Raw genomic sequence first — 13,285 nt, 5'->3', positions numbered from 1 at the left:
ACGCGCCGCCCGCCGCGGCCCGTACGTCACCGATCTGGGGGGACACACGCATGTCCGAGACCGCCGCCACCGCACGAGCCCGGCTCGCCGACGCCCGGCTCTACCTGTGCACGGACGCCCGCAGGAGCCAGGGCGACCTGCCCGAGTTCCTGGACGCGGTGCTGGCCGGCGGCGTCGACATCGTCCAGCTGCGCGACAAGGGCATGGAGGCCGCCGAGGAGCTGGAGCACCTGGAGGTCTTCGCCGAGGCCTGCGCCCGCCACGGCAAGCTCCTCGCGGTCAACGACCGGGCGGACGTCGCCCACGCCGCCGGCGCCGGCGTGCTGCACCTCGGACAGGGCGACCTGCCGGTGCCCGCCGCCCGCGCGATCCTCGGCGACGACGTCCTCGTCGGCCGCTCCACGCACGCCGAGTCCGAGGCCGCCGCGGCCGCCGCGCAGGAGGGCGTGGACTACTTCTGCACCGGCCCGTGCTGGCCGACCCCCACCAAGCCCGGCCGGCACGCGCCCGGCCTCGACCTGGTCCGGTACACCGCGTCCCTCGGCACCGACCGCCCCTGGTTCGCCATCGGCGGCATCGACCTCGGCAACCTCGACGAGGTGCTGGACGCGGGCGCCCGCCGGGTCGTCGTCGTCCGCGCCGTCACCGCGGCGGACGACCCCGGCGCGGCGGCGGCCGAGTTCGCGAAGCGCCTGCGCCAGGCGTAGGCAGCGACCGTTCCGTGCGGTTGCCGTGGGCATGTGTCCAAGGGATGGACAACAAGTCGACAATACGGACAAATCTCCCGCATCCGGTTGGGAGGCCGCCACTCCCTGGCTAACCTGCCCGTATGGCCCTCGGAACCGCATCCACCAGGACTGATCGCGCACGCACCGTGCGGGACATCCTCGCCGCCGGCAAGACGACGTACTCGTTCGAGTTCTCCGCGCCGAAGACGCCCAAGGGCGAGAGGAACCTGTGGAGTGCGCTCCGGAGGGTGGAGGCGGTCGCCCCCGACTTCGTCTCCGTGACCTACGGCGCGGGCGGCTCCACCCGCGCGGGCACGGTCAAGGAGACCGAGCAGATCGTCGCCGACACGACCCTGACCCCGGTCGCCCACCTCACCGCGGTCGACCACTCCGTCGCGGAGCTGCGCAACATCATCGGCCAGTACGCCGACGCGGGGATCCGCAACATGCTGGCCGTGCGGGGCGACCCGCCCGGCGACCCGACGGCCGACTGGGTCCCGCACCCCGAGGGCCTCACGTACGCCGCCGAGCTGGTCAGGCTGATCAAGGAGTCGGGCGACTTCTGCGTGGGCGTGGCCGCCTTCCCGGAGATGCACCCGCGCTCCGCGGACTGGGACACCGACGTGACGCACTTCGTCGACAAGTGCCGGGCCGGCGCCGACTACGCGATCACGCAGATGTTCTTCCAGCCCGAGTCGTACCTGCGCCTGCGGGACCGGGTCGCCGCGGCCGGCTGCGACACCCCGGTCATCCCCGAGGTCATGCCGGTGACGAGTGTGAAGATGCTGGAGAGGTTGCCGAAACTCAGCAACGCCTCGTTCCCGGCCGAGCTGAAAGAGCGCATCCTCGCGGCACAGGACGATCCGGCGGCTGTACGCTCCATTGGCATCGAGTTCGCCACGGAGTTCTGCGCACGGCTGCTGGCCGAGGGTGTGCCCGGACTGCACTTCATCACGCTCAACAACTCCACGGCGACGCTGGAAATCTACGAGAACCTGGGCCTGCACCACCCCCCGCGGGCCTAGACCGGCCGCACGTATTTGCGACACACTGCGTAACGGCCACTGGGAGAGGGGCGTACATGGGCTGGACGGTCCTCTACATCGCGTTCGGCATCGTCGCGCTGTGGCTGCTCGGTGAGGTGCTGCTGCAGTACAAGGCGCGGCTGCGCTGGCGGCTGCTCGCCTTCGGCGGGTTCGCCTGCGTGGTGGCCGGTGTGCTGATGTCGAACGTGCTCGTCATCGGACTGGGCGCGGCGGCCTTCGCCGTCGGCCAGACCTACGTCACCCTGTCGTTCCGCCGCGGCTTCGAGGCCGGATGGGCAGTCAACGCCCCGGCGGGCCTGGTGGGCGGCAAGCGCCGCCCCGAACGGAGGCGCCGGGAACCGACGTTGGAGGTCTCCGGCCTGGAGGCGGAGGACACCCCCGCCGGCATCCCCGAGGACCGCGCGCAGGACCACGACGGCCTGGCCCACGACGGCCTGACCCACGGTCACGACGACTACGACCGGGACGACGTGTTCACCCCGGCCCGCCCCGCCGAGACCACCGCCGTCTACGCGCCGCAGCCCATGCCGGACGACACCGGTGCGTACGGCGTGTACGGCGACGGCTACGGCCAGGACCAGCAGACGCCGGTCACCCAGGGTGCCGACCAGTCCTACGCCTACGACTACTCCGGCTACGGCCAGCAGGGCTACGGCTACGACAACGGCCAGCAGCAGTACGCCGCCTACTCCGACCCGTACATCGGCACCCACACCTACGGCGGCGGGTCGTACGACACCGGCGGCTACGACACCACCGGCACGGCGCAGTACGACCCGCAGGGCTACGGGCAGGGCCAGTACCCCGGCGGCACGCCCGGGGGCTACGGCGGCGAGACCCCGCCCGGCGGGGTGTGGGTGCCGCAGCAGCGCACCGGCGACGATCCCTACGGCGGCGAACTCCCGCCGGAGCAGGCCTATCCGTACCAGGACAACGGCCGGCCGCAGGGCCCGAGTCAGGGGTACGACGAGCAGTACCGCTTCTGACGCCACCCGGGCCCGGTCACGGGCCCGGCCGTCCGCCCGGTCACTGCGAGCCCCGGAACTCCGGTCCCTCCACGACGAGTCCGGCCACCAGCGCGCCCGACATGCCCGCGTGCGGCAGCCCACCGCCGGGGTGCGACCAGCCGCCCACCGTGAACAGCCCCGCGAGAGCCGTGCTGTTGCCCGCGTGCAGCAGCCGGCCGTCCGCCGCCGCCAGCGCCGGGGCCGGCACCGCGCCGCCCGCCGCACCCGTCTGAGCCGCGATGTCGGCCGGGGTGCGCACCTCCTGCCACACAAGACGGTCACGCAGCCCCGGCACCACCCGCTCGGCGACGGCGACTAGACGCTCGGCGCAGCCCTCCGCGTCGGTACCCGCGGGCACCACCGACGTGAGCGTGACCGCTTCGTGGTCCGGACCGGGAACCAGCCCCGGGTCGTCGGGCCGCAGGACCGTGACGGTCGGCCCCGCGGGCACACCCGGCGCGGCACCGAACAGGGAGTCCAGCTCGCCCGCGCGGTCCCGGGCGTGCACCACCGTCCGGTGCGCCGTGCCCTCGGGGCGGGCGCCCCGCAGCGCCAGCAGCACCGTGACCCGGCTCGCCGCCACGCGCTGCGGCGGAACCTCACCCGCGGCGCGCACCACCGTGTCCCCGGCGAGGCGGTCCAGCACGCCCGGTGCCACACCGGCGACCACGAACTCGGCCTCGGCCGCCTCACCGCCGGCCAGCTCCACGCCCGCCACCCGGCCGTCCTTCTCGACGATCCCCGTGACCTCGGTGTCGAAGCGGAACTCGACCCGGCGGTCCCGGCACCGCTCGTACACCGCCCGCGCCAGCTCCCGCAGACCGCCCCGCACGTACCACATGCCGAAGGCGTGCTCCATGTACGCCAGCACGGCCGCGTTGGCCGGGACGGTCCGCGGGTCGAGGCCGTGCGCCAGCGCGTGGCTCTCCAGCAGGGCGGTGAGCCGGGCGTCCCGCAGCTCCCAGGCGGCGACCTCGGCGAGCGTGCCCGCCCGGCGGGTGCGCAGCAGCCGCTTGTGGGGGACCGCCGGATAGGGCTCGCGTTCGGCCAGCACCTGCCAGTCGGGCCACAGGGGCTCCTCGAGGAGCGGCCGGCGGGTGCGGTCCCACCCTTCCCGGGCCCGCACCAGGAAGTCGCCCCAGCGCTGTCCGGCGGGCGGGCCGAGCGCCTCGTCCAGGGCGGCGACCACGCCCGCCCGCGAGGCGTTCGGCAGGGAGACCTCCGCGCCGTCCGCGAACACGTGCCGTGACGACGGGTCGACCTGGACCAGCTCGACGCGGGACTCCAGCGGCTCCTTGCCGGTCTTGACGAACAGGTCCCGCCAGACCGCGGGCAGGGGCAGCAGACCCGGGCCGGTGTCGAAGGAGAAACCGTCCCGCTCGAAGCGGCGCACCGCCCCGCCGTACGTCCCGGTCCGCTCGTACACCGCCACCCGGTGGCCCGCGACGGCCAGCCGGGCGGCAGCCGCCATCGCGCCCATCCCGGCGCCGATCACCGCAATCCGTGCCATGCCAGGGACTTTATCCGCCACCGGCGACAGCACGGCCCGAGGGGCCGAGAGGGCCCCGGGGCGCCGCTGAGTACCCCGACGGGCGTGCGGGTGACCGGCCGGTGCCGCGCCCCGGTGGGCACGGGTGCGCAGGGCTGAGTACCCGTACCTAGCCGGGGAGATGAGTACGCGCGCGGATGGGGCCCGGCCCGCGATGACGAGAGAGTAAGGGCACGGAGAGGGGCACGGCTCCGGTACCGGCGGCACGGGGCGCCGGAACGGGAGCCGGGCCCGCGATCCGTCCTTCCGCCGGCCGCGGCCGGCGGGAGCGAGGCACGGGGGATCCCGGGGGACGACCGAGAACGGGGGCCCACCGGGGGATGTACGGGGGAGCAGGAGAAGGCGCCGGTCCGGCAGTGGCCCGCGGGGGACGCGGCCACCGCCGGACCGGCGTCCTCCGTGTCGGGCCCGCCCCTCAGCGGCGGCCGCTCACCCGCCCCTGGAGCAGCCGGGACAGGGCCGCGTGCACCTCGTCGAGGGACCGCTCCGGCTGGAACGACTTCCAGTCCAGCGCCGCGACCAGGACCATGCCGACCAGCGCCGCCGCGGTCAGCGGTACGTCGATCTCCTCGCTGAACTCACCGCTGTCCACCCCGTCGCGCAGCACGCCCTCCACCACGGCGACGGCCTGCTGCCGGACCACCAGCAACGTGGACTGCCAGGCCCGGTTGGTCCGCCACAGCTCGGCCACGTAGAGCTGGGTGAAGGCGGGATAGCGGTCGATGAAGACGAGCCCGGCGCGGATCATCGCGTCCAGGGCGTCGACCCGGCCCCGGCCCTCCCGCGCCGCGCCCTCCGCCGCCTCCCGCAGCGAGGCCGTCAGGAGCCCGACGCCGTGCCGCAGCAGCTCCTCGAAGAGGACGGACTTGCTGGCGAAGTTGTAGTAGACCGTGCCCTTCGCGACGCCGGCGCGCTCGGCGATCTCGTCCACGGTGGTGGCGGAGAAGCCCTGCTCGGCGATGAGGGTGACGGCCGCCTCGTAGAGCTTCTGCCGGGTGGCTTCGCGCCGGCTGCCGCCCCGCGAGGAGGTGCTGCTGCTTTCCATGGTCCCGATTCTCACAGCACCCTGCCGGCGGCCGTGACCGCAGGGCCCGGGCACCCACCCGGCCTCGAACGCGCGATCGCATCAAAAGGCCAGGTCGGAACGGATTGTCAGTGGCATACCGCACGATGGGCACATACGGCACCTCCTGCCCGGACGTGCCGTCACGGAGACGACAGGAGGATCGTCATGGCCCACTCGTCCGCAGCCGCCGCCCGGCGGCCCCGCGCAGCCGGCCCTGCCCCCTCACTGAACGGCCCGGCGAGCGACGTGCACCCCGTGCTCCGCCGGGCATCCGCCCCGCCCGCCGCCCTCGACCTGCTCGCCCAGGCCCGCGCCGGACTGGAGCAGGCCGGCGTCCTCGAAACGCCGAACGAGCGGTACGCCACGGCCCACCTCGCCGCCCTGCGCACCGCCGCCGCCGTGCTCGCGGCGCGCGGCAGGCCCGAGGCCACCCCGCGGGCCCGCGCCCGCATCCGGAGCGCCTGGGAGGTGCTCCCCGAGATCGCGCCGGAGCTCGCCGAATGGAGCGCCCTGTTCGCCTCGGGCGCCCGGCGCCGTGCCCGGGCCGAGGCGGGCATCCAGGGAGCGGCCGGCAGCCGGGACGCCGACGACCTGATACGCGACGTGTCGATGTTCCTGCGCATCGTGGAGCGGATGCTCGTCCTCCAGCCGGTCCTTCCCCAGCCCCGCCCCGACGCGGAGAGCCCGGACCCGGGCCGCCCGCCGGGTGCGCAGGCGGCCGCGGGCGGCGGGTACCCGGAGTGACCGGCCGGAGCACCGGAGGCAATAGGGTGGGAGACGCCTGAAGCCTGCCCCTTCCCGCACCCGGGCCGGGGAGGCAGCCCGTTCGCTCCGCCCCTGCCAGAGGCGGTGCCGCGCCGAGGAGTCAACTGCCGTGTCGGACCCGATGCGCCCGCCCGCCTCCCCCCACCACGCCCAAGCGGCGTCGCTGCGCTCCGACCCCTCCCGGTCCCGCGCCGCACTGCGCACGGCCGTGGTCTGGGAGGTCCTCCAGGACGCCCTCGACCGCCGGGTCAAGGCCACGGGCCGCCAGGCGCTGGACGTCCTGGACACCGGCGGCGGCAGCGGCAACTTCGCGGTGCCCCTGGCCCGCCTCGGTCACCGCGTCACCGTCGTCGACCCCAGTCCCAACGCGCTCTTCGCCCTGGAGCGCCGGGCCGCCGAGGCCGACGTCGCCGACCGGGTCCGGGGCGTCCAGGGCGACGTCCACGGCCTCTTCGACGTCGTCGAGCGCGGCGGTCACGACGTGGTGCTGTGCCACGGCGTCCTGGAGTACGTGGACGACCCCGCGGAAGGCGTCCGCAACGCGGTGGCCGCCCTGCGCGCCGAGGGCGTCCTCAGCCTGCTCGCCGCCGGCCTGGGCGGCGCCGTGCTCGCCCGGGCCCTCGCCGGCCACTTCACGGAGGCCCGGCAGGCACTCGACGACCCGGACGGCCGCTGGGGCACGGGGGACCCGATGCCCCGCCGGTTCACCGCGGAGCAGCTCACCGGCCTGGTGGAGGACGCGGGGCTCAGGGTCGGCGCCGTGCACGGGGTGCGGGTCTTCGCCGACCTCGTCCCCGGTGTGCTGGTGGACACCGAGCCCGGCGCCCTGGACGCGCTGCTGCGGCTCGAGGCCGCGGCGGCCGAGCTCGCCGCCTTCCACTCCGTGGCCACGCAACTCCATGTGCTCGGTGAGACCCCCGGGACCGGAGAGGCCTGAGGGCCGACGCGGAGGGCAGGCCGCTGATCAGGGCCGCGGCTGCAGATGGAGTACGCCACAGGCCCCCCGAACGGGGGCACGGCGCCGTATGATCGAGGGAGACCGCCCGGCATGACGGGTCGGCCGCTGGGGAAAGGGAATGTCAGCGAGCCGGCGCGGCCATGACGGACTCCGGTTGGCCAATTGGTGTAGAGGGGCGGGTTTCACGGGGGCGATTCCCTGCCTATCCTGAAGGGACCCCCCGGGTCGCCCCGGCGACTGCACGATGAGGAGGACTCCGTGCCGCTCTCGGAGCACGAGCAGCGCATGCTCGAGCAGATGGAGCGAGCGCTGTACGCCGAAGATCCCAAGTTCGCGTCGGCGCTCGAGGGAAGCGGGCTGCGTACGTACACCCGGCGGCGGGTCTACCAGGCGGTCGCGGGCTTCCTCGTGGGAATTGCGCTCCTCATGGCCGGTATGGTCGCCAAGCAGGTCTGGCTCAGTGTGGTGGGTTTCCTCGTCATGCTGGGCTGCGCGGTCCTCGCCGTGACCGGCTGGCGCAAGGCCCCCAAGCCGGGGGAGCAGCCCGCCGCGGGCGCCGTCGGCGCCGGACCACAGGCACGCCGCCAGGCGCGGCAAAGACGCTCCATGATGGACCGCATCGAGGAGCGCTGGCAGCGCCGCCGGGACGAGCAGCAGGGCGGTCAGTAGCCGCGCCACCCACCATGACAGTCGCGTGAGGGGTGACCACCGGACCGGTGGTCACCCCTCACGCATGCCGGTGCACGCCTTCTCCGGAGGCGTGCACCGGCATGCGGGGTGGCGGACCGGGGCGAGGAAGGCACCGGGCCCGTCGCGTGAGCGACCGGGCCCGGTGCCCCTTCGTGCTCGTGCTCGGGGGCGCTCAGCCCCGCTGACCCGACGCCTTCCGCAGAGTCGGCCGGGCCGCCGAGACCCGCCGGCCCAGGGCCGCCCACCGGGCCGAGGCCGCCCAGAGCACCCGGACGGTGGAACGCGGTGCGAACCGTGCGCGCAGTGCCGTGCGACGGCTGACCGTGGCCCGCAGCCCGGTGCTCACGCGGCGCACGTCCTCGGCGAGACCCGCGGCAGGGCGTGGCCTGGGCGCGTAGAGAACCTGCTCCACGGCGTCCGCCACCCGGTGCACCCCGGCCGCCGCGGCCGCGTCGAGCTGCCCGAGCCGGACGAGCCGGGCCGCCGTCCCGCGCGGCGTCTGCGACTCCTCGGGCGGGATGCCGAAGTCCCAGGCCGTGTCGGTCAGCTCCTCCCATACCGCCAGGACGTGCGGCGCCACGTCCGCCTCGCTCCGCCCGTGCGCCCCCAGCCGGACCGACCGGATCCGCATCCGCCACAGCATCGGCGCCAGCGGGAGCACCAGCACCGCGAGCCCGCCCAACGACCAGGCCAGGACCGCGTACCACTCCGGTCCGCCGCCGTCCGTGACCGGTGCCGCCGCCGCGGACTCACTCGGGCAGGCCTCCAGCTTCCTCTGCCGGGCCGAGCAGCTCTCGCTCGCCGAGGGCGCCGCCGACGGCTCCGTCGGTGCGGCCCGGGACGGCAGCGCGGGGTCGGGGACCGCGTTGCCCGGCGTGTTCTCCACCGTGTAGGAGGGCACGCTGCCCCGCGTCGGCGTGGGCTCGAACCGGGTCCAGCCCACCCCCTCGAAGTACAGCTCGGGCCAGGCGTGCGCGTCCCGCAGCCCCACCGACACCGAGCCGTCCGCCTGCGGGGAGCCCGGCGCGAACCCGACCGCGACCCGCGCCGGGATGTCCAGGGAACGGGCCATCGCCGCCATGGCGAAGGAGAAGTGGACGCAGAAGCCCTGCTTGTCCTTCAGGAAGCGGGCGATCGCCTCCGAACCGCTGCCGACCTGGACCTGGGTGTCGTACTCGAAGCCACCGGTGACCGCGAAGTACTCCTGGAGCGCGACCGCCTGCTCGTACGGGTTCGACGCGCCCTCCGTCACCTCCCGGGCGGTCTGCGCGACCACCGGCGGCAGCGAGTCCGGCAGCTCGGTGTACTCCCGCCTCAGGGCCGCCGGCGGCCGCGGTGCCGTGGCCAGCTGCTCCGCCGTCGGCCGCACGTCCAGGCTCCGCACCTCGTACGTCAGCCCGCGCGTGTTCTGGCCGTGGTCGCCGACCAGCGTCATGCCGACGGGCTCGTAGCGCCAGTTGCCGTCGATCCGGACGCCGCTCGGCGGGTACGGCATCGGCAGCCAGTCCTGGGCGTACCAGTCCGCGGCCGAGATCGTCGTCTCGGTCTCCACCCGCTCGATGTCCGGGCCGAGACCGGCCGGAGTGGGGAACGTGCCTCCCGGCACGGCGGTGATGTTCCGTTTGGAGGGCTTCCAGGTGCTGCCGTCGAAGTCGTCCAGGGACACGATGCGCAGGTACAGGCCGGAGACGTCGTTCGAGTCGGTCTTCAGCGACAGGACCTGGCGGTCCTCGTCGACGTTGAGGCTGTCGCGCAGGGAGACCAGCGGGTTCACCGCGGAGATCGTGCCGCCGCCCCCGGTGCCGGAGCCGACGCCCGTCCCGGCGCCGTCCAGCAGCCCGCCGTCCATCGCGGGCAGCGCGAGCGGCACCGCCAGGGCCACGCCGAGCGCCAGCGCGCCGATGCGGCGCCCGGTGCGCACCGGGGCCACCGCGCCGCCGCGGTCGCCGCCCGGCAGGCGCGGTGCCCCGCCGAAGACCCGGCCCCACTGCGAGAGCCGCTCGCGGCCCTCGGTCAGCAGCAGCATCAGGTAGCCGGCCGCCGCGACCAGGAACCACAGCCAGTCGGCGCCGCCGTCGGACAGCCCCGCGGCCACCGAGTACAGGGCCAGCAGCGGCAGCCCTGCCGGTGCCGCGCTGCGGAAGGTCACCGCGAGCGTGTCCACCAGCAGGCCGATCACCAGCACGCCGCCGACCAGCATCAGACGGATGCCGTCGGAGCCGAGCGGTGCCGGGATCGCGTACCGCGCGATGTCGTCGCCGCCCTGCCGCAGCAGCTCGGCGAAGTGCCGGAAGGCCTCCGGGCCGGGGATCACCCCGGCGAGGGCCTGCCGACGGGCGAAGTCCAGGGTGAGCAGCAGCAGCCCGACCAGGGCCTGCGCGGCGATGGTCAGGGGCCGGGCCAGTGGCACCCTGCGGGCCGCGGCACCCACCCCCGACTGGATCGCCAGCAGGATCGCCGCCTCGAGGATCCAGAAGGCCGGGTCGACCAGGGGCAGCAGCGCGCACGCCGCCATCAGCGTGGCCGCCCACGCCCACAACGCCAACCGAGCCCGCCCGCTCACCACGCCCCCTCGTGCCGACGCCCCGCCACCGGGCCGCAGGATGCCGGCAGTGCCTCGGTGCTCACCGCGCCCCCTCGTCCCCCTTCGCCATGACGCCCCGCCGCCGGGCCGCAGGGTGCCGGTCGTGCCGCTGTGCTCAGCGTGCCCCCTCGTGCCCTCTCGCCATGAGACCCGGCCACCGGGCCGCAGGGTGCCGGTCGTCCCGTCGTGCTCGCCGCGCCCCCTCGTGCCCTCTCGTCACGACGCCTCGTCGCCGGGGCGCACGGTGCCGGTCGTGGGCGTGCGGTCATCGGGTGCCCTCCCCGCCGCTCGCCGCCGCGAGGCCCGTGCGTTCACGGTCCGCCAGCCGCCACAGCTCCTCCAGGCCGGCACCCCGCGGCACGCCCACGGCGCTCCAGCCCGCCTCGCGCAGCATCCGCAGCCGTTCCGCGCTCCCGTCCGACGGGCCGGGCACGTCGGACGGGTCCCGCCGCCACGCCCCGCTGTCCAGCACGAACGCGATCGCGCCGCCGCTGCGCTGCCGCATCCTGGCGGCCACGGCGGCCTGCTCCTCGTCCAGATCGCCGAAGAACGCCACCAGCAGCCCCTCGCTCCCGCCGCGCAGCACGTCGTAGGCCCGGGACAGGCCGGTGCCGCCGGAGTGGTCGATCACGGCGAGGGTGTCCATCATCAGCCCGGCCGCTTCGGCCGTTCCCTGGCTCACGCCTGCGAACCCGTCGGCGCTCTCGCCGGGCACCGCGTCGCCGGTGTCGGTGAGCAGCCGGACGGAGTAACCCCGCTCCAGCATGTGCACCAGCACCGACGCCGCACCCGCCACGGCCCACTCGAAGGCCGAGTCGGGGCCCGCGCCCTCGAAGGCCGCGCCCCGGGTGTCCAGGAGCACCGTGCACCGGGCGCGCTGCGGCTGCTCCTCGCGGCGCACCATCAGTTCGCCGTAGCGCGCGGTGGAGCGCCAGTGCACGCGGCGCAGGTCGTCGCCGTAGCGGTACCCGCGCGGGATCACGTCGTCCTCGCCGGCCAGCGCCAGCGAGCGCTGCCGCCCGTCGCCGTACCCCGTCGCCTCGCCGCTCAGCCGCACCGGCGGCAGCGGCTCCACGCGGGGGATCACGCTCAGGTCGTCGTACGTGGAGAACGACCGGGTCAGCTCGCACATGCCGAACGGGTCGGTCAGCCGCAACTGGAGCGGGCCCAGCGGATAGCGGCCGCGCAGGTCGGAGCGGACCCGGTAGGACACCTCCCGACGGCCGCCCGGCTCGACCCGGTCGAGCACGAAACGGGGACGCGGCCCGAGCACGTAGGGCACCCGGTCCTGGAGCATCAGCAGACCGGTGGGCAGCCGCGAGACGTTGTCGATGCGCAGATGGACCCGCGCCTCACTGCCCGCGGGCACCCGCCCGGGGGTGAGGCGGCGGCTGCCCGACACCCGGTAGCGCGTGCGGTACAGCACCGTCGCGCACACCAGCGGCAGCACGCCCAGCAGCAGCCCGACCCGCAGCAGGTCGTCCTGTCCGAGAACGAAGGCGCAGATCGCGGCGGCGATGCCGGCGGCCAGGAAGGAACGCCCGCGGGTGGTCAGGCCCGCCAGGGCGGTGCGGACGCCACCGCCCTCCCCGCGGTCGCCCTCCGCCCCGCCCGTCCCCCCGGCGTCCATCACAGCCTCCGCGGCGGCTGCCGGCCGTACGGCGGCTCACCACGGCCCATGCCGTAGCCGGTCTGCTGCTGGGGTGCCGCGGGCACCGGGGTGCGCTGCAGGATCTCCTGGACGACCTGTTCGGCCGTACGACGGTTGAGCTGGGCCTGGGCGGTGGGCAGCAGGCGGTGCGCCAGGACGGCGACGGCGAGCGCCTGCACGTCGTCGGGCAGCGCGAACTCCCGGCCGCTCAGGGCGGCGGACGCCTTCGCCGCGCGCAGCAGGTGCAGCGTGGCGCGCGGCGAGGCGCCGAGTCTGAGGTCGGGGTGGGTCCGCGTGGCGGCGACCAGGTCCACCGCGTACCGCCGGACCGGCTCCGCGACGTGGACGCCCCGGACCGCCTCGATCAGCTTGAGGATCTCGTGCGCGTGCGCCACCGGCTGCAGGTCGTCCAGCGGATTCACCCCGCCGTGCACGTCCAGCATCTGCAGCTCGGCCTCCGGGCTGGGATAGCCGATGGAGACCCGGGCCATGAAGCGGTCGCGCTGGGCCTCCGGCAGGGGGTAGGTGCCCTCCATCTCGACCGGGTTCTGCGTCGCCACCACCATGAAGGGGGCGGGCAGCTCGTAGGTCTGGCCGTCGATGGTGACCTGGCGCTCCTCCATCGACTCCAGCAGCGCGGACTGCGTCTTCGGCGAGGCGCGGTTGATCTCGTCGCCGATCACCACCTGGGCGAAGATCGCGCCCGGCTTGAACTCGAAGTCCCGGCGCTGCTGGTCCCAGATGGACACCCCGGTGATGTCCGAGGGCAGCAGGTCCGGCGTGAACTGGATCCGGCGCACGGAGCAGTCGATGGACCGCGCCAGCGCCTTGGCCAGCATGGTCTTGCCGACTCCCGGGACGTCCTCGATCAGCAGGTGCCCCTCGGCGAGCAGCACGGTCAGGGAGAGCCGCACGACCTCGGGCTTGCCCTCGATCACGCCTTCCACCGAACCGCGCACCCGCTCGACCACGGCGGTCAGGTCGTCCCCCACCCGCGCATACGGCCGGGCGGGGACGCCCCCATGGCTCGCCTGGTCCTCATAGGTCGTCACCCGGCCCTCCTCGGCCTTGCCCCGCGCTCCCTGGAAAGCGAGGGGTACCCCAGCATTCCTGGCCGGCCCCGTACGGCCGGCCGGCCCACCCCGAATCACGGACGCCGCGCGGAAACAGTTCCGCGCGACACCACTTCCCCGCATTCTTGCCGCCGTTACCGATTCGTGTCACTCGCCTGTGGACAACTG

General features: G+C 74.7%; 11 protein-coding genes. 6 read left to right on the top strand and 5 right to left on the bottom strand.

All coding sequences use genetic code 11. The annotated features are described in order from the left end of the window. Positions 1-50 precede the first annotated feature (50 nt). From thiE to ACGF3H_RS01655, 3 genes are all read left to right on the top strand, one after another. The gene (gene thiE, locus ACGF3H_RS01665; protein ID WP_362499838.1) at positions 51-707 is read left to right on the top strand and encodes a thiamine phosphate synthase; all 657 of its coding nucleotides are present in this window, start codon (positions 51-53) and stop codon (positions 705-707) included. Between the two features lie 122 nt (positions 708-829). Continuing rightward, positions 830-1,753 carry a methylenetetrahydrofolate reductase [NAD(P)H] gene (gene metF, locus ACGF3H_RS01660; RefSeq protein ID WP_362499839.1) on the top strand — a complete coding sequence of 308 codons (924 nt, stop codon included), beginning with the start codon at positions 830-832 and terminating at the stop codon, positions 1,751-1,753. A gap of 56 nt (positions 1,754-1,809) precedes the next feature. Further along, the gene (locus ACGF3H_RS01655; RefSeq protein WP_362499840.1) at positions 1,810-2,760 is read left to right on the top strand and encodes a hypothetical protein; all 951 of its coding nucleotides are present in this window, start codon (positions 1,810-1,812) and stop codon (positions 2,758-2,760) included. 40 nt (positions 2,761-2,800) lie between these two features. On the opposite strand, the gene ACGF3H_RS01650 is transcribed toward ACGF3H_RS01655, so the two are convergent. After that, positions 2,801-4,291, bottom strand: coding sequence for an NAD(P)/FAD-dependent oxidoreductase (locus tag ACGF3H_RS01650; RefSeq protein WP_362499841.1), 1,491 nt, complete (start codon positions 4,289-4,291; stop codon positions 2,801-2,803). Between the two features lie 454 nt (positions 4,292-4,745). Continuing rightward, on the bottom strand, positions 4,746-5,375 hold the full coding sequence (locus ACGF3H_RS01645; RefSeq protein ID WP_362499842.1) for a helix-turn-helix domain-containing protein: 630 nt from the start codon (positions 5,373-5,375) through the stop codon (positions 4,746-4,748). Positions 5,376-5,561: 186 nt separating this feature from the next. On the opposite strand from ACGF3H_RS01645, the gene ACGF3H_RS01640 reads away from it, so the two are divergent. The 3 genes from ACGF3H_RS01640 (at position 5,562) to ACGF3H_RS01630 (ending at position 7,788) form a co-directional block, all read left to right on the top strand. Then, positions 5,562-6,140, top strand: coding sequence for an SAV_6107 family HEPN domain-containing protein (locus ACGF3H_RS01640; protein ID WP_362499843.1), 579 nt, complete (start codon positions 5,562-5,564; stop codon positions 6,138-6,140). 130 nt (positions 6,141-6,270) lie between these two features. Further along, the gene (locus ACGF3H_RS01635) at positions 6,271-7,098 is read left to right on the top strand and encodes a methyltransferase (RefSeq protein ID WP_362499844.1); all 828 of its coding nucleotides are present in this window, start codon (positions 6,271-6,273) and stop codon (positions 7,096-7,098) included. Positions 7,099-7,377: 279 nt separating this feature from the next. Continuing rightward, the gene (locus ACGF3H_RS01630) at positions 7,378-7,788 is read left to right on the top strand and encodes a DUF3040 domain-containing protein (protein WP_362499845.1); all 411 of its coding nucleotides are present in this window, start codon (positions 7,378-7,380) and stop codon (positions 7,786-7,788) included. A gap of 193 nt (positions 7,789-7,981) precedes the next feature. Here the strand turns inward: ACGF3H_RS01630 and ACGF3H_RS01625 are convergent, their stop codons facing one another. From ACGF3H_RS01625 to ACGF3H_RS01615, 3 genes are all read right to left on the bottom strand, one after another. Continuing rightward, positions 7,982-10,324 (bottom strand): DUF3488 and transglutaminase-like domain-containing protein, encoded by a 2,343-nt coding sequence (locus ACGF3H_RS01625; protein WP_362494897.1) that lies wholly within the window; start codon positions 10,322-10,324, stop codon positions 7,982-7,984. A gap of 334 nt (positions 10,325-10,658) precedes the next feature. Continuing rightward, complete coding sequence (locus tag ACGF3H_RS01620; protein ID WP_362494651.1) at positions 10,659-12,023, bottom strand: DUF58 domain-containing protein; 1,365 nt, start codon at positions 12,021-12,023, stop codon at positions 10,659-10,661. Further along, positions 12,023-13,096: an AAA family ATPase gene (locus ACGF3H_RS01615; RefSeq protein WP_393583167.1), complete on the bottom strand. Its 1,074-nt coding sequence runs from the start codon at positions 13,094-13,096 to the stop codon at positions 12,023-12,025. Before ACGF3H_RS01615 ends, ACGF3H_RS01620 begins: the two co-directional genes overlap by 1 nt. Between the last annotated feature and the right edge of the window lie 189 nt (positions 13,097-13,285).

The sequence above is a fragment of the Streptomyces sp. NPDC048185 genome (assembly GCF_043202495.1).
GTDB lineage: Bacteria > Actinomycetota > Actinomycetes > Streptomycetales > Streptomycetaceae > Streptomyces.
Note: the sequence above shows the minus strand (reverse complement) of the source record. Positions and strands in the feature narration are given on the sequence as shown.